Annotated in this window: 19 protein-coding genes and 1 pseudogene; 10 read left to right on the forward strand and 10 right to left on the reverse strand. The window is 72.7% G+C overall.

The genetic code is table 11. From position 1 onward, the window contains the following. Nucleotides 1–330: 330 nt before the first annotated feature. On the reverse strand, nt 331–2,070 hold the full coding sequence (locus AB0383_RS22000; RefSeq protein ID WP_364171016.1) for a helix-turn-helix domain-containing protein: 1,740 nt from the start codon (nt 2,068–2,070) through the stop codon (nt 331–333). A 138-nt stretch (nt 2,071–2,208) separates the two neighbouring features. Here AB0383_RS22000 and AB0383_RS22005 point away from each other — a divergent pair, with 138 nt between their 5' ends. The 3 genes from AB0383_RS22005 (at nt 2,209) to AB0383_RS22015 (ending at nt 4,208) form a co-directional block, all read left to right on the forward strand. After that, nucleotides 2,209–2,892, forward strand: a complete 684-nt coding sequence (locus AB0383_RS22005) for a GntR family transcriptional regulator (RefSeq protein WP_364171014.1) — start codon at nt 2,209–2,211, stop codon at nt 2,890–2,892. Nucleotides 2,893–2,959: 67 nt separating this feature from the next. Then, nucleotides 2,960–3,529 (forward strand): helix-turn-helix domain-containing protein, encoded by a 570-nt coding sequence (locus AB0383_RS22010; protein WP_364171012.1) that lies wholly within the window; start codon nt 2,960–2,962, stop codon nt 3,527–3,529. 82 nt (nt 3,530–3,611) lie between these two features. Then, entirely contained in the window at nt 3,612–4,208 is a 597-nt protein-coding gene (locus AB0383_RS22015) for a TetR/AcrR family transcriptional regulator (RefSeq protein WP_364171010.1), read from the forward strand. 14 nt (nt 4,209–4,222) lie between these two features. Here the strand turns inward: AB0383_RS22015 and AB0383_RS22020 are convergent, their stop codons facing one another. Then, nucleotides 4,223–4,870, reverse strand: coding sequence for a DUF4232 domain-containing protein (locus AB0383_RS22020; protein WP_364171008.1), 648 nt, complete (start codon nt 4,868–4,870; stop codon nt 4,223–4,225). Nucleotides 4,871–5,044: 174 nt separating this feature from the next. Between AB0383_RS22020 and AB0383_RS22025 the strand changes: the two genes are divergently transcribed. Beyond that, nucleotides 5,045–5,404: a hypothetical protein gene (locus tag AB0383_RS22025; protein ID WP_364171006.1), complete on the forward strand. Its 360-nt coding sequence runs from the start codon at nt 5,045–5,047 to the stop codon at nt 5,402–5,404. Between the two features lie 11 nt (nt 5,405–5,415). Next, a complete protein-coding gene (locus AB0383_RS22030) occupies nt 5,416–6,069 on the forward strand; it encodes a phosphate uptake regulator PhoU (RefSeq protein WP_364171004.1) in 654 nt (217 codons plus the stop codon). Between the two features lie 569 nt (nt 6,070–6,638). On the opposite strand, the gene AB0383_RS22035 is transcribed toward AB0383_RS22030, so the two are convergent. Further along, nucleotides 6,639–7,781, reverse strand: a complete 1,143-nt coding sequence (locus AB0383_RS22035; RefSeq protein WP_366188390.1) for a serine hydrolase domain-containing protein — start codon at nt 7,779–7,781, stop codon at nt 6,639–6,641. A 104-nt stretch (nt 7,782–7,885) separates the two neighbouring features. Between AB0383_RS22035 and AB0383_RS22040 the strand changes: the two genes are divergently transcribed. After that, entirely contained in the window at nt 7,886–8,725 is an 840-nt protein-coding gene (locus AB0383_RS22040) for an alpha/beta hydrolase (RefSeq protein ID WP_364171000.1), read from the forward strand. 18 nt (nt 8,726–8,743) lie between these two features. Here the strand turns inward: AB0383_RS22040 and AB0383_RS22045 are convergent, their stop codons facing one another. Together AB0383_RS22045 and AB0383_RS22050 are read right to left on the reverse strand one after the other, a co-directional pair. Then, nucleotides 8,744–9,247, reverse strand: a complete 504-nt coding sequence (locus tag AB0383_RS22045) for a hypothetical protein (protein WP_364170998.1) — start codon at nt 9,245–9,247, stop codon at nt 8,744–8,746. Nucleotides 9,248–9,392: 145 nt separating this feature from the next. Then, entirely contained in the window at nt 9,393–9,773 is a 381-nt protein-coding gene (locus AB0383_RS22050) for a hypothetical protein (RefSeq protein ID WP_366188391.1), read from the reverse strand. Between the two features lie 99 nt (nt 9,774–9,872). Here AB0383_RS22050 and AB0383_RS22055 point away from each other — a divergent pair, with 99 nt between their 5' ends. Next, entirely contained in the window at nt 9,873–10,439 is a 567-nt protein-coding gene (locus AB0383_RS22055) for a hypothetical protein (protein WP_366188392.1), read from the forward strand. 4 nt (nt 10,440–10,443) lie between these two features. Next, nucleotides 10,444–11,583 carry a hypothetical protein gene (locus AB0383_RS22060; protein WP_364170993.1) on the forward strand — a complete coding sequence of 380 codons (1,140 nt, stop codon included), beginning with the start codon at nt 10,444–10,446 and terminating at the stop codon, nt 11,581–11,583. Here the strand turns inward: AB0383_RS22060 and AB0383_RS22065 are convergent. Continuing rightward, nucleotides 11,501–12,502, reverse strand: a complete 1,002-nt coding sequence (locus AB0383_RS22065; RefSeq protein WP_364170991.1) for a DMT family transporter — start codon at nt 12,500–12,502, stop codon at nt 11,501–11,503. The two genes, AB0383_RS22060 and AB0383_RS22065, sit on opposite strands and share 83 nt — an antisense overlap. Before the next feature lie 73 nt (nt 12,503–12,575). Between AB0383_RS22065 and AB0383_RS22070 the strand changes: the two genes are divergently transcribed. Then, nucleotides 12,576–13,499, forward strand: a complete 924-nt coding sequence (locus tag AB0383_RS22070; RefSeq protein WP_364170989.1) for a LysR family transcriptional regulator — start codon at nt 12,576–12,578, stop codon at nt 13,497–13,499. Nucleotides 13,500–14,035: 536 nt separating this feature from the next. On the opposite strand, the pseudogene AB0383_RS22075 reads toward AB0383_RS22070, so the two are convergent. From AB0383_RS22075 to AB0383_RS22085, 3 genes and pseudogenes are all read right to left on the reverse strand, one after another. After that, nucleotides 14,036–14,251: pseudogene (locus AB0383_RS22075) on the reverse strand (muconolactone Delta-isomerase family protein); the annotation flags it as partial. 96 nt (nt 14,252–14,347) lie between these two features. Further along, nucleotides 14,348–15,277: a LysR family transcriptional regulator gene (locus AB0383_RS22080; protein WP_364170987.1), complete on the reverse strand. Its 930-nt coding sequence runs from the start codon at nt 15,275–15,277 to the stop codon at nt 14,348–14,350. 21 nt (nt 15,278–15,298) lie between these two features. Continuing rightward, nucleotides 15,299–16,351, reverse strand: a complete 1,053-nt coding sequence (locus tag AB0383_RS22085) for a hypothetical protein (RefSeq protein WP_366188393.1) — start codon at nt 16,349–16,351, stop codon at nt 15,299–15,301. A gap of 1 nt (nt 16,352) precedes the next feature. On the opposite strand from AB0383_RS22085, the gene AB0383_RS22090 reads away from it, so the two are divergent. Further along, the gene (locus AB0383_RS22090; protein ID WP_364170983.1) at nt 16,353–16,922 is read left to right on the forward strand and encodes a TetR/AcrR family transcriptional regulator C-terminal domain-containing protein; all 570 of its coding nucleotides are present in this window, start codon (nt 16,353–16,355) and stop codon (nt 16,920–16,922) included. 3 nt (nt 16,923–16,925) lie between these two features. On the opposite strand, the gene AB0383_RS22095 is transcribed toward AB0383_RS22090, so the two are convergent. Next, nucleotides 16,926–19,229: a LuxR C-terminal-related transcriptional regulator gene (locus AB0383_RS22095; protein WP_366188394.1), complete on the reverse strand. Its 2,304-nt coding sequence runs from the start codon at nt 19,227–19,229 to the stop codon at nt 16,926–16,928. Nucleotides 19,230–19,805 lie beyond the last annotated feature (576 nt).

A 19,805-nucleotide genomic window follows, 5' to 3' on the forward strand; every position in this document is an offset into this window, starting at 1 on the left:
TTGTGGGCTGGCCCAGTTCGCGAGGTGCGGTTGATCGTGCAGACAGTGGTGCTGATGGTGCGGGTGGTGGTGCGCGAGCCGGTGCCGGTGCTCGTGCGGCGGTTGTGTGGGCCGGATCCGGTGCTACCGGCGGTGATGTGATGGTGGTGGGTGGGTTGTGGGCTGGCCCAGGTCGTGGGGCGCGGTTGATCGTGCAGACAGTGGTGCTGATGGTGCGGGTGGTGGTGCGTGAGCCGGTGCTCGTCCGGCGGCCGCTCCGGTCGGATCCGGCGCTGCCCGCGGCGGTCTGAAATGGGATACCGGGGCCTGCCGGCTCGCGGCGGGCCCCGGTCACGCCGTGAGCCGGTAGGCCTTCATCTTGCGGTACACCGTGGCGCGCGAGATGCCGAGGATCTCGGCGGCCTTGCCGCGGTTGCCGCCCGCCTCCTGCAGTGCGCGCTGGATCGCCTCGAGCTCCATCCGCTCGATCATCGTGAGCGCCTGCGCCTTCTGCAGCGCCCGCGGCAGGTCGGCCGGCTCGACCGGGCCCTTGCCGCGGCTCTTGACGGCCTGGGTGAACACGGACTTCAGCTCGCGGACGTTGCCGGGCCAGGGGTAGGCGCGCAGCAGCTCGAGGGTCTCGCGGCTCGGTACGAGCCCCGTGCCGGGCGCGGCCGCGAGCGCGAAGGCGTGCCACAGCACGGAAATGTCCTGCGGGCGCTCGCGAAGCGGCGGCACCCACAGGTGCGCGATGCCGAGCTTGAGCGCGAACGCCTCGGCTTCGGCCTCGTCGGCCGCGGTCAGCGTGAGCACCACCGGCCCGCGCGCGGGCGTCGACTCCACCACCGACCGCAGGCCCGCCAGGACCTTCGCGTCGAGCGTCTCGACGCCCCGGACGACCAGCGGGCCCGCTTCCGCCAGGCGGCTCGCCACCTGCTGCAGCCACGGCGACGCGCCGCAGACGTGCGCCTCGGCGGCGTCGGCGATCCGGCCGCCGCGCGCGTGCGACTCGGGGCGGAACGGGGTGCCGAGCGCGAGCGAAGTCTTCCCCGCCCCGGGCTCGCCCGCGACGATCAGCGGGGTGCCGGCCTCGCGGTGCGCGGCCACCTCGCGCGCGGTCCGCAGCCAGTCCGCGGAGTGCCCGGCGAGCTCGTCGCGCCGCGGACGCTCCGGCGCCGGTGCCTGCCGGGCGACCGGCGTGCCCGCCTCGCGGGGGAGCAGCACCACGATCCGGTTGCCGGGGTCGAGGTTGGTCACGGAGATCGTGGCCGTGCCACGCGAAAGGGGCACGGAGTGCTTGCCGTCGCGCATCCCGTCCTCGCACAGCTCGCGGATCAGCCCGATGTCCTCAGTGGACAGACTGCCCGACTGCGGGTTCTGGATCAGGAGCCCTTCCGGGCCGAACGCGAGCACGGGCGCGGTCTGCGTGCGCGTGGCGCTGAGGAACGCGTTGAACGTGTGCCGGGCCGAGGGCTGCTCGACGTCGAGCACGTGCTGTTCGAGTTGCGTGGTCACCGATCGCAGCAGCGGCCGCAGGAAGTCGGTGCCCGGGCGGACGTCGCACGAGACCGTGACGACCGCGAGGAGCTTTCCCGTGGCCGGGTGCAGCACAGGCGCGCCGGTGCACACGGCGTTGCGGTAGAGATCGGCGAAGTGCTCGACCCCGCGGATCTGCACGCTCTTGCCGGTGACGGCCACCGTGCCCACGCCGTTCGTACCCACCGCGTTCTCGGCGAGCACAGCGCCGCGCGAGGTGCCGATGCGGTCGAGGTGCGCGGCCGCCGTGGTGTCGTGGCACCAGCGCTGCAGGATCCGGCCGCTGGAGTCGGCGAGCAGCACCGCGAGACCGGTCCCGTCGAGGCTCTCGGAGAACCGCGCGAGCGGCGCCTGGAACATGTCGAGCAGGTGCGCGTCGAGCAGGTCCTCCCGCACGTGGGGCACGTCGATGACGTTCTCCGGCGTGCCGATGGCCAGCTGCGAACGCTGCCAGGAGCTCATGAGCTCGACGTTGTGCCAGCGTTCGGGTGCCGCCGTGGCGAGGAAGTCGTCCTTCGCCTTCTGGATGCGGCTGACTTCGTCGTCATGGGCCACGGTCGGACTCCGGCGGTAGGCTTAGGGACGGGAGCGTAATACGATCACACAATCATACGAGGGGGCGGGCATGAACACAAAGGTGACCGTTCCGAGACCGGGGTGTCACTCCCAGGGATGGAATGAGGTCGGCTGCTCATGAGCCTCGAGCGGCACGCCGCTCCGCTGCGCCAGCAGGTCGTCCGGCAGCTGCGGGGCGAGATCCTGGACGGGGTGCGCAAACCGGGGGAACGGCTCGTCGAGACCGCCCTCTGCGAGGCGTACGACGTCTCCCGCACGGTCGTGCGCGAGGCGCTGCGCCAGCTGGAGACCGAAAGCCTGATCACGATGCGGCCCAACCGCGGGCCCATCGTCACGGTCCTGACTCCGGAGGACATCGAAGCACTCTACGAGGTCCGCCAGAATCTGGAGGGGCTCGCGGGGGAGAAGTTCGCGCAGCGCGCGTCGGAGTCCGACGCCGAGGCGCTGGTGGCCCAGCTGGACCACATGGAGTCGACGTTCCTCGCGGGCGACGTGACCACGCGCGGCCGGGAGAAGGACGAGTTCTACCGGCTGCTGCTGCTCGGCGCGCACAACCCGGTGCTCGCGGACCAGCTGCGCGGGATCCATTCGCGGATCAGCATCTTCCGGCACTTCGCCTTCGTTGACGACCGGCGGGCGGAGCTGTCGCTGCGCGAGGTGCGGGCGATCGTCACGGCCGCCGCGGTGCACCGCGACCCGGCCGAGGCCCGGCGCGCCTGCGAAGAGCACATCCGCCTGGCCGGCGAGCTCGCGATCGTCGAGTACGAGACCCGGCGCGAAGGTGGCACGGTCACGGTCTGAGCCGGGCCACCGTGGCATCATGGACAGGCGGAACACTGTTCCGTTCAGGCCGGTGAGGAGAGCTGTGGTGAACGAGGAGCCCGTCGCGCGGACGAAGCGGGCGGACGCGCGGCGCAACGAGGAGTCGCTGCTGGCCGCGGCGGCCGCGGTGTTCGTCGCGTCGGGGGTCGACGCGCCGGTGCGCGACATCGCGGCGAAAGCCGGGGTCGGGATGGGCACGATCTACCGCCACTTCCCGACGCGGGCGGAGCTGATCGTCGCCGTGTACCGGCACCAGATCGAGGCGTGCGCGGAGGCCGGGCCGGAGTTGCTCGCGGCAGGCCCGACGCCGCACGCCGCGCTGGGGCGCTGGATCGAGCTGTTCGTCGACTTCCTCGTCACCAAGCACGGGCTGGCCAGTGCGATGCAGTCGGACGAGGCCGGGTTCGAGGCGTTGCACTCCTTGTTCCTCGATCGCCTGATGCCGGTGTGCGCGCAGCTGCTCACCGCGGCGGCCGGGGCCGGGGAGATCCGCGCCGACGTCGAGGCCTACGAGCTGATGCGCGGTGTCGGCAACCTCTGCATCGGCGCGGAGAACGACGACCGCTACGACGCGCGCCGCCTGGTCTCACTGCTGGTCGCGGGGCTGCACGCGTAGTCCTCCGGCGCCGGCTGGACCGGCCCGGCGCCCGGCGCTACGCTCCGCGTGGCCCGAGTCCGGCCGATGCGGAAAGGTGCAGATGACTGCGTCGACGACGATCCCGCACCGGGAGAAGCTGCTGCGCGAGGGCATGCGCCGGCTCTACGTCCACGGCTTCCACGGCACCACGATCGACGCGATCCTCGAGGGCGCCGGCGTGCCGAAGGGCTCGTTCTACCACCACTTCGGCTCCAAGGAAGGCTTCGCCAAGCAGGTGCTCGCGCGATACGTGCAGTTCCAACTCGACCAGCTCGGCGAGTGGAGCGGCCGCGCGGACCTGACCACACCCGCTGTGCTTTCGGGGTATTTCCGCGCGATGGCCGACCGGTTCATCGCCTCCGGGCACCAGGACGCCTGCCTGGCGGGCAAGCTCGCCACGGAGCTGTGCGCGGAACACGAAGCGTTCCGCGCACAGCTGGCCGAGGACCTGGCTGTCTGGAAAGGACGGATCGCCGAGCTGCTGCGCCAAGGGCAGCGGCGCGGTGACGTGCGGGCGGACCAGCCGGCCGAGCTGCTCGCCGACGCCGTGCTCGCGTTGCTGCAAGGGGCTTTTGTCGTCGCGCTGGCTTCGCACGACGACGCTTCGCTGGCGTCGGTGGGCACGGCACTGGAACTCTTGGTCGCGCCGCCCAGCTGAGGTCCTTTGCGGACTCAGAAGACGAGCACGCCCTGCGCGGCGGGCTGCAGCGTGCCGACCTCCACCGACTTGATCGGGAACTGGGGCACCTGAACGGGTTGACCGTCGAGGCCGATGAGGTCGATGTTCGTGGTTCCCGTGGCGCCGGGCGGGGTCGCCTCGAAGTTGCTGGCCACGAACGCGTCGGAGTCGGCCTTGTCACCGAGCGTCCACTTCACGCCGGCGAACGCGGTCGTGCCGGGCTTGAGGGTGACGGGGATGGCCGCGCCCGGGATCTCGACGTCGTGGATCGGGAAGTCGAGGGGCGAGCCGTCGGCGCCGAGGAACCGCAGCTTCGGCCAGCCCTTGAGCGTCACGGTGGTCTTGCCGCGGTTCTCGAGCGTCAGGAGGGCGACGTTCTGGTCCGGCTGCAGAGTGAGCTCCGCGTGGAACGTCTCGGCCGCGGTGGCCTTCTGGACAGGCGGTTTCGCGGACGTCGAAGGGGCGCGGGTGGTGGCTTGGGTGGTGGCCGGAACCGTGACGGGCGCGGTGGCCGACGCCGTGGCGTTGCGGGCGACGAGCGGGTCGGGCGAGGCCGCGCCACCCGTCGAGCCGCTGCACGCGGTGAGGGACACGGCGAGCGCGGCGAAGGAGACGACAGTGGCCACGGTGGTGACGCGCATGGGACACGAACCCTTTCTCGAGGTGCCGGATCGTCCGCCCGGCTCACCGCCCATCACGGACCCCGGCGGAATCCGGTTCACCGCAAGGGTTTCCCGGTCTGTGACCAGGCACGACGCGCCGGTGGACCAGGGGAGGGAAGTGGGCGCGGGCGAATGCGCCTACGCTCTACGGTCATGGCGGATCGCGCGCTGTGCCTGGAGCCACTGGAGCTGTCCGGGCGGGAACGATCGGTCCTGCGGAGCGTTGCGGTCCGCGGGGCGTCCTCGTCGTTGTACTGCGAGCTCGAAGCAGGACACGGCCATGAGCACGTCGCGGGCGTCCGCGGTGACGGGCCGGGCGGCCCGAGGTGGTGGTTGCGCTGGTGGCCGGGCCGGCGCGTGCTGGAGGCCCGCGCGGAGTGCGGCGCGCTCGCCGAAAACGGCGCGGTGTGCCGCGTACCCGGTGGGCACGAGGGCGGTCATCCGTCTGACCTCGTGGACCTCGAGCACGTCGAGGAACTGGCCGACGCGGCGAGGCCGGCCGGACCTCGGTAGAGTCGCGATTCATGCGCGAAGGCTTCAAGGACGACCTCGACCGGCTCGACGAACGGCTCGCCGGGATGGGTGATGCCGCGGCCGCGGCGATGAGGTCCGCGACCCGCGCGTTGCTGACCGCGGATCTCGCGCTCGCCGAGCAGGTCATCGGCGCCGACGCCGCACTCGACGGCCAGCGCGCCGAGTGCGAGGAAGAGGCGTACTCGCTGCTCGCCCTGCAGGCCCCCGTCGCCGGCGACCTGCGTGGCGTCCTCGCGGTGGTGTACTGCGCCGAGAAGATCGAGCGGATGGGCGACTTGGCCGCCCACATCGCCAGCACGGCCCGGCGCAGCCACCCGGAGCGCACCGTGCCCGCCGACCTGGAGCCGGTCTTCGCCGAACTGGGTGACGTCACCGCCCGCATGGCCGACCGCCTCACCCAGTTCATCCGCGGCGGCGGCGTCGAAGGCGGCTACGCGGAGCTCAGCCGCTCCGACGAAACCGTCGACGCCCTCCACGCCCGCGTCCTCGCCACGATCACCTCCGCGCAGTGGACCCACGGCCAGCGCACCGCCGTCGCGGCCACGCTGCTCACCCGCTTCTACGAACGCTTCGCAGACCAGACCGTGTCGGTCGCCAAGCGCCTCGAATTCGCCGCGACCGGCGCGCTGCCGGGCCCGCGCTGACGCTTCAGGCCGGCGGTTTCTCGCGCTGGGCGTGGCCGCCGCTCGCTCGTCTCGGTCGGCGCGTGCCCGATATTCGCGGCGACGCATGCTGTGCTGCGTCCTCGTTGATGTTCCTCGCGGCGGCTGGCGCGCTGCCAGGCCCGCGCTGACGCTTCGGGCTGGCGGTTTCTCGCGCTGGGCGTGGTCGCCGCTCGCTCGTTGCCCTTTCGGTGAGCGTGTTGCCGACGCGGCTGTCTCGGTCGGCGCGTGCCTGATATTCGCGGCGACGCATGCTGTGCTGCGTCCTCGTTGATGTTCCTCGCCGCGACCGGCGCGCTGCCAGGCCCGCGCTGACCCTTCAGTCCGGCGGTTTCTCGCGCTGGGCGTGGTCGCCGCTCGCTCGTTGCCGTTTCGGTGAGCGTGTTGCCGACGCGGCTGTCTCGGTCGGCGCGTGCCCGATACTCGCGGCGACGCATGCTGTGCTGCGTCCTCGCTGATACTCCCCGCCGCGACCGGCGCTTCCTCGCGCTGAGCGAAGCCACACCGGCCGCCGGTGGTGTCCGATGTGGACGTTCAGTGACGCAGCCCAGTCAGCCCAGGCACTCGCGCAGCGCGGTGACGAGGTTGGTGGCCCGCGCGTCGCCGTGGCCGACCATGCGGTTGGCGACGTAGGCGAAACCCACGCCGTGCTCGTCGTCGGCGAAGGAGAACTGGCCGCCGGCGCCGTCGTTGCCGAAGCTGCGCGCTCCGAGCATCGGGCGGAACGCCGAATCGAGCAGGAAGCCCGAGCCCCAGCGGGCGCCCGCGTCGAAGCCGAACCAGTCCTGGCCGGAGGAGACCTCGCGGACGGCGTCGGTCACGGTGTCCGGCGACAGCAGCCGCGGGCTGCCGTCGAGGCCGGTCACCGCGGCCGCGTACAGGCCGGCGAGCCCGCTCGCCGACGCGGTCGCCCCCGCGCCCGGCAGTTCCATGCCCAGCAGCGCCGGGTCGTTCCAGCCGTGGGGTTCGTCGAGGCCCGGGAACACGAGCGCGCCGTTCATCGTGACGATCCGGGTCAGGATGTGCTCGGGCGGCGGCATGGGCGGGCGGCCCTCGGCTTCCGCCAGCCGGGCTCGCCCGGCCATCTCGGTCGACGGCAGGCCGAGCCACGCGCGCAGCCCGAGCGGCTCGCCGGCCGCCGAACGGAAGTACGCGCCCGGCGTCAGCCCGGTGAGCCGCCGCACGAGCTCGCCGAGCAGGAACCCGAACACGTGGCCGTGGTAGGCGTACGTGGTTCCCGGTTCCCACAACGGTTTCTGCTCCTCGATCGCGCGGATCACCGGCGTCCATCGCGCGATCTCCTCGAATGGCACGGTCTTGTCGAGCACCGGCAGCCCCGCGCGGTGCCCCAGGACCATCCGCGGCGTGATGTCCTCTTTGCCCTCCGGCGCGAACTCGGGCCAGTACCGGCTGACCGGCGCGTCGAGGTCCAGCTTCCCCTCCTGCGCGAGCAAGTGTGCGCACAGGCTCACGATCGCCTTGGCGCAGGAGAAAACCGGCACCACGGTGTCGTGTCCCCACGCGCGCCCCGTGGCCTCGTCGGCGACGCCGCCGCAAAGCTCCACGACCTTGCGACCGCCCACGAACACCGTGACCGCGGCGCCCAGTTCGGGGAACTCGGCGAAGTTTCGCGCGAACGCGTCGGCGACGGCTCCGAACCGCTCGTCGGCTTCCCCGTGGTGGATCGTGCTCACTGTCCCGCTCCTTCGCGCTCGATGCCGACGCGGACGCTACGGCGGGAACCCCGGTCCGACCACCGAATTTGCCGCCGGTCACCCGGCGGTGCCAAGATCCGCGCATGCCGACCTTCGCCGCGCCGGACGGGACCACCCTCGCCTACCGCGTGCTCGGTTCGGGCACACCCGTCGTCTGCCTGCCGGGCGGCCCGATGCGCGACGCGGCGTACCTCGGCGACCTCGGGGGACTGGCCACGCACCGCAGCCTGCTGGTGCTCGACCTGCGCGGCACGGGCGCGTCCGCGGAGCCCGAAGATCCGGACACCTACCGCTGCGACCGCCAGGTCGGCGACGTCGAGGCCCTGCGCGAGCACCTCGGCCTCGAAAGCCTCGACCTGCTCGGCCACTCCGCGGGCGCGAGCCTGGCGATGCGGTACGCGGCCACGCGGCCCCAGAGCGTCGGCCGGCTCGCGCTGATCACCCCGAGCGCCCGTTCCGTCGCCTTCGAACAGACTCCCGACCAGCGCCGGCACTCGATCGGCCGCCGGGCGGCGGAACCCTGGCAAGCGGCCGTCGCGGCGGCGTACGAAGAGATCGCCGCCGGCCGCGCCCCGAGCGCCGCCTGGGCTGCCCTCGCGCCGATGTACTACGGCCGCTGGGACGACACCGCGAAAGCCCACCACGCCACCGAATCGGCCCAGCGCAACGCCCGCGCCGCCCGCGGCTACAACTCCGAAGGCGCCTTCGACCCGCCGCGCACCCGAGCCGAGCTGGCTGCCGTCACGGCCCCGGTGCTCGTGCTCGCGGGCGAGCTCGACTGGATCACCCCACCCGACGTCGCCGCCGCCATCGCGGCCCTCTTTCCGGACGCGCACACCGTGACCCAGCACGGCGCGGGCCACTACCCGTGGATCGACGACCCGGCCGTCTTCACCGAGGCCGTCGCCAAGTTCTTGTCCTGACGCGGTTTCCGGCGCGGGTCAACGCCGCTTTCGCCGCGCCGCTCGCCGCCACTCTTCGTCTTTGACGCGCAGCCCGAACGCCGCCTTAACCTCGGGCCGCTGCAGCGGCCGCAGCACGGCCTGCGCCAGGAGCAGCCACAGGAAGATGCCGACCGGCGCGGCGCTGCCGCCCGCGTCCGAGAGCAGAGTGATGACGCCGCCGACGACGAGGATCAGCGCGAAGCCGAGCTCGACGCCGAGCGTCGTCCACCACGCCGCGGGCCGGCGGCGACCGAGGAGTACCGCGCAGACCGCGACCGCCACGGCCAGCGCGGCGTCGAGCGAGGCCAGCGCGAGGACGCCGCCCAGGCCGTCGGTGTCGGCGGTGCTCGTCACGAGAACCCAGACGAACACCGACAGCGCGAGGTAGAGCGTCGCCTGCGCGGTCATCGCCCACCGGGCCGAGGAGACGGCGCGGCGGATGTCTGCGTCGTCGTACGGATACTGCTGAGCCGGCAGCTCGAAGGGATTCGGGTCGGACACGGCGGGCACCACCTCTCGGGGACGTCCGCCGAACAAACCCCTGCGGGGCGCTCTCCGGTGGACGGCGGCAGGAACCGGCCAAGACCACCACATCCGGGCGGGACCGGTCCCGACGTCTCCGATCAGCGCGGCGGGGGAAGCCGGCTCAGTCGTCCGTGGTCTTGCTGCACGTCACCGGCTTGCCGGGCGCGGGCGAAGTCGCCTTCGCGAGCTCCTTCTGCTTGTCCAGCAGGATCCGGCACGTCAGCGTGACGTTGCCAGTCGGCGTGGCGGTGACCGACGCGTCGCGGCCCGCGCTGATGATCACGTCCTGCTTCCACGGCAGCCCGAGCGGACCGGTGAGCTGGTGCTGCGTCGAGTCGTCCTGGTAGCGGTCGACCGACTGCGAGTAGGTGATCCCGCTCGCGGTCCCGCTGCCGGTGACCTCGTAGCTGATGGCCCAAGACTTCCCGGTGGGGTTGGTGCAGGCGACGAGACCGAGGAGCGCGGCGAGTACGACGGCCGCGGGGGATGCCTTCTTGATCACGCGGGGACTGTACTGGGTGTCCGGTTCGCCCGCCGCGCAGGCGAAGGGCAGGATCGGGGCATGACGGCGTTGACGACAACCAGGCGTTCCCTCCACGGCGTGGCCGAGTTGCTGCTGGCCGGACCACAGTTCCGCACGTCCGAGCGCATCGAGCTGCGGGTGGTGGGCGAGGGGTTCGCAACGATCACCGAGCCCGACCTGGCGGTGGAAGGAACCCGGCTGCGTACGCCGACCGGGGCAGTCGAGCTGCCCGGCCGTACCTACCGCGAGGTGGCGGCGTCGATCGGCGTGGAGCCGAGCGACCTCGCCGACGTCTACTCCGACGGACCGTCCGTCCGCGCCGACGAGACGATCGAGCTCGATGCCGAAGCGGTGACCACCCTGCTGTCCGCCTTCGCCGCCGGGGACCGGGCTCTGCGCGAGTTCGCGCCGGACGAGACCCCGGTGCTGTGGCCGGAACACTTCGACGTCGCGATCACGCTCGGCGCGGTCAACTACGGCGTCTCGCCCGGCGACGGCTACCTGCCCGAGCCGTACGCCTACGTCGGCCCGCACGAGCCGCGCGAGGGCGAGTTCTGGAACGCGCCGTTCGGCGCCGCGCACCCGGTGCGGGAGCTCGACGACCTCCTCGCGTTCTTCCGCGAAGGCCAGGCGCTCGCGGGATGACCGCGTGTCGCTGACTTCGGAGCTTGCCGACCCGGCGAGCGTTCTCACGTCCTGGTGCGCCCGCGTGTTCACCGGCACCCCGGCCGTGGCGGCCCAGGTCGAGGCGGCGGTGCAGGACGTGCGGCCGGTCCGTCCGGCCGCCCGCGACGTCCCGCGCCGCCACTGGGCCGAGATCGGGGGCGCGTTCGGGCAGCGCGTGGCCGATCTCGTGCAGCCGGCGCCGCCGTATTACGCGCTGCTCGGGCTCATCGGCGCGCAGTGGGCCACCGGGGCGTGGGCGCACGCGCAGGCCGCCGAGTACCCGACGCACCGCGGGTTGCCGGCCGAGTTCCGCGCCCGCGCGCTCGGCGTGCGGCCCGCCGCGACCACGTGGCTGGACCTCGGCGACCAGCTCGGCGGCGCGGTGGCCGAGCCGCTGCCCGGAGTCGCCGAGGCGTGGGCGGAGTTCTTCGACCGCACCCGGGCGTACCAGGACCGGTACGCGCCCCCGGGCACGCTCGGGTCGCCGGGAGTCGAGGCCGGCCTGGCGCGGACGAACTTCGTGCTCTCGGCGTGCGAGGACGTCTACCGCTCGGGCGGGATCGACCCGCGGCTGGCGCGGGTCGTCGACGGCGGCGGGGCGAGCGTCGACGCCTTGCGCGGGCTGGCGACCGGCGACCAGGTCTCGGAGCTGGCGGAAATCGCGAAGCGGCTGCACGACCGGGGCGCGTTGTGGGAGCTGCGCCGCAGGGGCGGAAACCCGCTGGACGGCGCCCAGCTCGGCATCGCCGGGCCCACGATCGTGCCCGGCTGGGCCGACGGCGACGTGCTGCTGGGCGCGATCGACCCGGCCGGCGGGATCGGCGACGGCACGGCGACGCTGCTCGACGTGAAAACCGTGGTCGGCGTCCGTGATCCGGACCGCGTCGGCCGCTGGCTGTGGCAGCTGCTGCTCTACGCGTGGCTCGACGTCGGGGACATCTACCGGATCCGCGACCTCGGGCTGCTGCTCGCGCGGCACGGCACCGTCGTGACGTGGCCGGTCGAGCAGCTCGAGGAGGAGCTGCTGGGCACGCCGGACGTCATCGAGTTCCGTCGCGACGAGGCGCGTGAGCTCGTGGGCGCGATCCTCGCGTCGGTGGGGCTGGCGTTCCCGGAGAGCTGACCTCGCGCGGCGCGCGGCCGGCGAAACACACCGCCGCCACGACGACCGCGCAGCCGGCCAGCTGCAGCACTGTCGGCTCCTCGCCGAGCAGCACGATGCCGTAGACGACCGCGCCGATCGGCTGCAGCAGCATCAGGACCGAGCCCGTCGCGGACGTCATCCGCGGCAGCCCGGCGGCGATGAGCAGCCAGCCGACGACCTGGCCCACGAGCGCGAGCGCCACCAGCCAGCCGAACGCGGGCCACCCCGGCGTGAAGTCGAGCCGGTGGGTGGGCACGCCGAGCGCGACGGCGACGACGCCGGCCGACACCGTCGCGAGCAGCAGCGACCGGATCTGCGTGGCAGGGCCGCTGCTGAGCCGGATGAGCAGCAGGTAGCAGGAGTAGCCGGCGCCCGCGGCCAGCGCGAGGAGCGCGCCACTGAGCGGGTCGGAGCCGACGGCGCTCTTGCCGAGGAACCCGCCGCTGAGCACGATGCCGACGAGCAGCGCCGGGGCCGTCAGCAGGAAGCGGCGGCCGGGGCGCTCGGAGAGGAACAGCAACGCGAGCAGGGGCACGATCACGACCTGCACGCCGAGCAGCACCGTCGCGATCCCGGCGCCGACGCGCGGAATCGACTCGCCCCACAGCACGAAGTCCAGGCCGAGACCGACGCCGCCCAGCAGCGGGAACAGGATCTTCGGCCGCACGCCCGTCCGCCGCCACTCCCAGAAGGCGAGCGCGGCCAGCACGGGGATCGAGAGCAGGCACCGCCAGAACGAGCTCGTGGAACCGCTCGCGCCCGACACCTTGATGAACACCGACGACAACGCGATGCAGAGGCTGCCGGCCGCCGCGAGCAGGCGCGGGTCGACCCGTTCGGTGAGAACGGTGATCGGCCCGGCCACGGGGGGAGGGGTCGGGAGCTCGGTCGTGGTCACCCCTCAAGCCTGCGGTGCGCAACTGTCAAGGACAAGCGAATGTTCCTGAGCGGAATTCGGTAGCATCACTACTGTGTTCAGTCTCGACCGGATGCGCGCCCTGCACGCGGTCGCCCAGCACGGCTCGGTGGCCGCGGCGGCCGCGGCGCTGCACGTCACGCCGTCCGGGGTGTCGCAGCAGCTCGCGAAGCTGGAACGCGAGGCCGGCCAGGCACTGCTCGAACCCCGCGGCCGCGGCGTGCGGCTCACGCGCGCGGGCCAGGTGCTCGCCGGGCACGCCGGCCGGATTCTCGCCCAGGTCGCGCAGGCGCGGTCGGATCTGGAGCTGCTCAACGAAGACGTGCTCGGCCCGCTGCGCCTCGGCGCCATCCCGACGACCATCCACGCCCTCCTGCCGCCCGCCCTCGCGACGCTCGCCGCCCAGCACCCGCGCCTCGAGGTGACCCTGCGCGAGGGCGAGGCCGAGCAGACCCTGCCCCAGGTCGTGGCGGGCGACCTCGACATCGCCGTGGCCGAGAGCTGGGCGGACCGCCCCACCGTGCTCCCGCCGACGGTCACCGCCACCACGCTGTTCTCCGATGTCGCCGACCTCGCCCTTCCCGGCACTCACCGCCTGGCGCACCGCCGCACCGTCGACCTCGCCGAGGTCGACGACGTGCCGTGGATCGCCTGGACCGCCGGCTCGGGCTGCTACGAATGGCTCGTCCACGTCCTCCGGGCGCAACAGCTGGAGCCGAAGATCAGCTGCACCGTCGGCGGTTATCCGACGCAGCTGGCGCTCGTCGCCGGCAACGCGGGCGCCGCGCTCGTGCCCCGCCTCGCCCGCGGCACGCCGCCCGCCGGGGTGCGCATCCTGACCACGCGGCCCGCGTTGTCGCGCACGATCGTCGCGATCTGCCGCGCGGGCGAGGAGGAACACAGCGGGATCCGCGCCGCACTGGACGCCTTGCTCGCCGCCTCGGCCCGCTTCGCAACGGGGGTGCAGCCGGTCCGCTGAGGCCGGACGTCGAGGCGCTCTGGGTGCGGTGCCGAGGCAGCTGCTCCCACCCGGGCGTCCGCAGGACGCTGCGCGCAGCGCTGAGGTTGAGCCCGGCCAGCGCGCCGAGCTGGGCGCGCGGCAGGGAGTCTGCGCAGGCAGTGCGCTGAGCGTGGCTCGTTCGCGCGCTGTGGGAGGGAACTGACCCGACCGGACCTTCCGCGGGATCGTGCGAGTCGCCCGCGCGTGGCGGGACGCAGCCGATCCGCTGAGGTTGGTGCAAGTCTCCGCAGCGTGGATGCGGTCCCCCAGGGGAGCTGGCCCCGCCGGGGCTTCGGCCGGACGCGCTCGCCGCCTCCGCGCCGAGGTCCTCGACCGCCGTTGCGGTGGAACCGGTCCGGTCGTGCGGCGGGAGCTTCCCGCACTCGTCGCTGGGCGCGCCGCCTGCGCGTGGTTGGGGCGGGGCGCCGGCGGCCGGGGTCAGGCCTTCGGGCCCGGTCGTTCGGATGCGGTTCGAGGGCCGTGATCTCGAACGTCATCCAGTCGTGCAGCGGGAGTTCGCCCAGGACGTCGCTGCGGAGGGCGGCTTCGGTGTCGGCGCGCCAGAGGCCGATGCTGCGCGGCTCGCCGACCGGGCGCCACAGGCGGCCGAGGTGGCCGGTGGCGGCGAGCTCGCGGGCGCGCACGGCTTCGGCGGCGCGGCGGCGGTCGACCTCGGCCGGGTCGGTGCCGTCGGGGACGGTGGTGGTGATGCGGACCAGGAACTCCTGCATGGCTGTCTCCTCGGGAAGCCGTTCCGACAAGGAGATCCTGCGCCGCGCCGGCCCGCGGCGCCACGACCGGATCGCTCGTAGGTCGGAGGCCGCGGCTCACACGGGGTCGGCGGTGCGCCGGGAGTACGGGTCGGTGGCCGGCAGCCAGGTGGAGTCGTCGAGGCCGAAGGTGCCGAGGTCCGCGGTGAGAGCGTCGACGACGGCGCGTACGGAAGCGCGGGTGTCGTCGCGGCGGGTGACGAGCGACCAGGTCCAGCACGGCGTCGGGGAGACGATGGGGCGGCGCACCAGGTCCGGCGGCAGGGGAGTGGTCTGGCCCTTCGGCGAGTTGACGACGGGCCGGCGCAGACGGCGGACATGCTCGAAGAACGCGGGGCCGGTGACTCCGCCGTCGTCGGTCTCCACGACGGTGGCGCCGGTGTCGCGGGCGAACTGGCCGGCGTAGAGGTTCCACGACGACCAGCTGAGCGTGTCGGAGTCGACCAGCACCACCAGGTCCTTCGCCGCGACGGGCGAGGTGTCGGTGCCGGTGGCCACGGCGTAGAGGTGGTCGGCGCCGATCAGTCGGGCGGCGAGGTCCTGGTCGGCGAGGTCGGGCGTCTGCACCCAGCAGATGGCCAGGTCGATGCTGCCGTCGGCGACGCGCCCGGCCTGCGCGTGCGAGGGCAGCACCCACGCGTCGATCTGCACGCGCGCGACGCCCGCGGTGCGTTCGACGAGGTCGGCGGGGCGCCAGTTCACACAGCCGAGCCGCACGGCCTCGGTGCCCGACAGCCCGGCCGCTTGGCGGCGCAGGTCGTCCGCCTGCTGCAGCAGCGCGCGGGCGCCCGGCAGCAGCGACTCGCCGATCGCGGTCAGCGCCACCGAACGGCGGTCCCGGTCGAACAGCCGCACGCCCAGGTCGCGCTCGAGCGCCTTGATCTGCTGGGAGAGCGACGGTCCGGCGATGTGCAGCCGTTCCGCGGCCCGTCCGAAGTTCATCTCCTCGGCGACGGCGACGAAGTACCGCAGCTGGCGCAGTTCCACCAGCGCATCGTAGTTCGCGCGTCACGGCCCCCTGACGAACACCGGCGTGAGCGACACGTCCAGCCGCACCGAGCCGCGCTCGAGACGCACGGAGACGGGCGCACCGAAGGCGTCGACGGCAACCGCCTCGGGTGCGGTCCACGGCAGCGTCACCGGGACCGGCGGCTCCTGCTCCCCGTCCACCGGGTCGCGCTGGTCCCACACCACCACCAGCGGACCACGCCCGGCGCGCTCCACGGCGTAGGCTTGCACCACGGCGTCCATTCGCGACACTCGCTCGACCCCCGCGAACCGCTCGGCGACCAGCGAAAACGTCTCTGCCATCGGCCGCCGCACCTCCAGCGAACGGCCGCGGTAGCCCAGCAGCGGCAGTTTTCCGAACAGCAGGTGCATCATCTGCAGCGGGTCGACGGGTCTCGGCACCTCGGGCGCGAGGTCCCAGTACGCCGTGCGTCGGATCCCCGCCGCGAGCGCCAGTACTGTCCGCACCACGAGCTGGCGGCAGCCGATCCGGTCGCGCAACGCGTCGAGCTCGGGCGGGCAGCCGTCGAGGAACATCCGCAGCCGCGGCGGCAGCTCGGCCATTCGCGCGTACAGCGATCGCATCGCGGCACGCTCCGGCGTCTCCCGCACCGCGCGTTCCTGCAGCTCGTCTGTGCTCTGAGTGGCCGGCGCGTCGGCGAACGCACTCAGGAACGCCTGCTGCATCACGGGTTCCAGCTCCGGGAACTCGAACGGCACCGGCCCGCCGTGCTCACCCGCCACGATCGGCTTGGGCTCCCCGTAGGCCGCCATCATCGCGCGAGCCGCGTCCACAGAGGACGGCACCGTCTGCGGGTCGCCGTAGAGGTGCGCACTGAACACGTCGAAATGTTCGCGCCCCGCCGACACGAGGTGGTCGAAGAACCGCCGCGGCTCACTGCCGGGTTCGCTTGAGAACACGTCGTACCCGCAGCCGCCGAGGACGACCAGCGCGGCCGGATCGCCCCCGCCTCCGCCGCGCCAGCGCTCCCTCGGCCGGGAAGAGATCGTCGTCGCGGCGATCGCCCTGGCCGACGAAGGCGCCGCGGTCACCATGAAGTCCGTGGCCGCCCGGCTCGGCCCCTACACGTCGATGGCGCTCTACCGCTACGTCCACAGCCGCGAAGGCCTCAGCGACCTCATGCTCGACGCGGTGGTCGCCGAGGTCCCCGTGCCCGCCGCCCCGAGCGGCGACTGGCGTGAAGACCTCCGCGCCCTCGCGCTCGACACGCGCGGCATGCTCAGTCGCCACCCGTGGTGCGCCCTGCTCGCCCACACCCGCCCACCCGCCGGGCCGCACCTCATGCGGCGCCTCGAGTTCATGCTCGCCGTCCTCACCACGCGCGGCGCCGCGCTGCCCGACGCGATGACCTACGCCGCGCTGATCGACCGTCACGTCCTCGGCAGCGGTGTGCAGGAAGCCGAAGAAGCCCGCCACCAACCCACCGGCGAAGCTTTCACCGAGGCGCTGGCGTCTGTGCGCGACCTCGGCGCCGCGGACCCCGCCGTGCCGCTGCTCACCGCGTGGCTCACGAACCCCGCCGGCCCGCCCCGCGACGCGCAGTTCGACCTCGGCCTCGGCTTCCTCCTCGACGGCATCGAGACCCGGCTGCCGGCGAGGTGATTCTCAGCGGCCGCGCCGCCGCGCGAGCCACGCCGAGATCCGGCTGCGCGAGCTGAAGCCCAGTTTGCCGAGGATGTGGTCCACATGGGACTCCACCGTGCGGCGGCTGATCACCAGCCGCTGCGCGATTTCCTTGTTCGTCAGCCCCTCGGCCACGAGTTCGGCCACCTCGAGCTCGCGGCTCGTGAGCTCCGGCTCCGACGTGTCCCGGACGGGTGTGACCGGCGGGGGCGGGGCGACATTTTCACCGAGCAGGTGGGCGAGCGCGGCCTCGAACCCGGTCGACGCCTCGACGCCGCGCTTGAACGCCGTGCGAAAACGGGCGTCGCCCAAGGCTTCCCGGACGTCGCGTTCGCACGCGGCGTGTTCGTCGATCATGCGGCACAGCCCGAGCATCGCCTTGCCGCCGACGAGCGGCCACACGCGGTTCGCCACGCCGAGGCGCTCAGCCGCCAGCTCGGTCCGGCCGGTCGCGGCGGCGGTCCACGACAACAGCTCCACCGACAGCGCCGCGCCGAGGACGTCGTTGAACAGCCGTGCCGTGCGAAGTCCGCGCAGCAGTCCCGTTTCCGCCGCCTCGTGCTCGCCGAGCATCCACTGCCCGAGTGAGCGCGAGTAGAGCAGGTGGGTGCGGGCGCGCAGCTCACCGGTGGTGTCGGCCTCGGCCAGACCCTCCTGGGCGATCGTCACGGCCGTCGCCGGGTCACCGCCCCACGCCTCGGACTGCGACACCGTGCCCAGGCTGAGCACTTTGATGCTGACGTGCCCGGGGATCGCCTCGAACCGGGTGTACGCCTCGTGAAACAACGCGGTCGCCGTGCTGAAATCGCCTTCGAGGAAGTGGCACGCGGCCGTCAGCATGTCCGCGTAGCCGAGCACGACTGCGTCGCCGTCGTGCCGGCCCCATTCCTCGGACTTCCGGATCAACGGCCGCGCCGCGGCGGGCTCGCCCATCAGGCACGCGGCGTAGGCGCTGATCCACAGCGCCCGCGCGCGATCGCGGCTCGGCCGGGGATTCACGGCCAGCGCTCGGGCCAGCCACAGCCGCCCTTCGGTGACGTGCCCGCAGTGCAGCCAGAAGAAGTGCAGTGTCACCACGAGGTCGAGGCCGGCGGCGTGCCGGTCGGGGACACTCAGGTCGTGGTCGATGGCTGCCCGCAGGTTCGCCTGGTCCCGCAGCACGGTCGCGTAGACCTTGACCTGGTCGACGCCGGTGTCCCAGTCGTGCTGCGCGCGTTCGGCCAGGCCGTGGAAGTAGGCGCTGTGCCGGTCGGCCAGTGCGGTCTCGTCACCCGCTTCGGTCAGCTTCTGCCGGCCGTACTCGCGGATCGTCTGCAGCAGGCGGAACCGCGTCGGCGCCCGGCCCGGTGCGGTGACCACGATGGACTTGTCCACAAGCGCCGCCACCAGGGCGAGCACATCGCCGGGCTCGATTCCCCCGGCCCCGCACACCTCCTCGGCCGCGGTGAGGTGGAACCCGCCGGCGAACACCGAAAGGCGGGCCCAGAGCACGCGCTGCCGGGGCGTGCACAGCTGGTAGCTCCAGTCGATCGTGCTCGTCAGTGACTTCTGCCGCTGCGGCGCGACCGGGTTGGGGCTCAGCAGCTGGAAGGTGTCGTCGAGCCGATCGAGCAGCTCGTCGATCGCCAGGGTGCGCAGCCACACGGCGGCGAGCTCGATCGCCAGCGGAAGCCCGTCGAGGCGGCGGCACACCTCGACGACTGTGGACCAGTTGGTGGCGTCGAGAGCGAACCCGCTCGACACGGCGGCGGCCCGTTCGGTGAACAGCGTCACCGAGTCGAGCCCGATCGCGTCGGCGAGCTCGCGGACCTCCGGCACCGCGAGCGGCGCCACGGAGTAGACGCGTTCGCCTTCGATGCCCAGCACGTGGCGGCTCGTGGCGAGGATCCGGAGGTCTGGCGCGCCGGCGAGGAGGTCGCGCGCGAGCCGCGCGCAGGCGTCGGCGAGGTGCTCGCAGCTGTCGAGCACCAGCAGCTGGCTCTTGTCGCGCAGGTAATCGGCGAGCCGGGCCGGCGGGTCCTCGTCGGCGTCGCGGATCCCGAACGCCGCGCCGACCGTCTGCACGAGCAGCGCGGGATCGTGGAGGTCGCCCAGCTCGATCAACCAGACGTCGTCGGGGAACGTGTGCGCCACCTGGTCGGCGACGCGCATGGCGAGCCGCGTCTTGCCGACGCCGCCGGCCCCGGTCAGGGTGACGAGGCGGCCCGCGGAGAGCAGCCTGCGGATCTCGACCAGTTCCCGCTGCCGGCCGATGAAGCTGGTCAGCTCGGCGGGCAGCGTCCCCATCGAGACCACCTCCACGACTTGGTGTGAGACTACGTCGCGCGGCGGCCGATGTCAGGTTGTTCCGTTTTATCCGGGCAGCACCGAACCCCGTACCACGTCGTGTGCTGCGTGGTACGGGGTCCAGCGGGTCGGCTCACTCGATCAGGGGGAGAGTGAGGACCTCCTTTCCGCGGGGGCGCGATTCTCTTTCAGGCAGCCAGATCCGATGCGGGCGGTCTGGTGTCCGGTGTGGGGGAGTGCAACGCTTCCCGGTCACGCTCGGCCGGCTCGCAGCCGGGGCGCCAGGTACCCACGTGCGTCCACTGCCGGCCCCACCAGTGACTGATGAGGACGGTGGACCGGAAGCAGACCGGGCACGGCTGGCGAGGGGAGTCGATCGCCATCGAAAAAACCTCCGTGTCGGTGGTGCTTCTTGCCCTTCCAGGTTCGCGTCTCAGCCTGGCTCGCACATCGGGAGTCCTACGGAGAAATTACGTACGCACCCGGTTCGGCAGAGGTTCACCGCACCTCCAGCCGCCGGACAGGTCCGGGTCGACCGCAGCGAGTGAACTCACCCGGATCCGCTTGAGGCAAGGG

The sequence above is a fragment of the Amycolatopsis sp. NPDC051373 genome (assembly GCF_040689465.1).
Taxonomy (GTDB): domain Bacteria; phylum Actinomycetota; class Actinomycetes; order Mycobacteriales; family Pseudonocardiaceae; genus Amycolatopsis.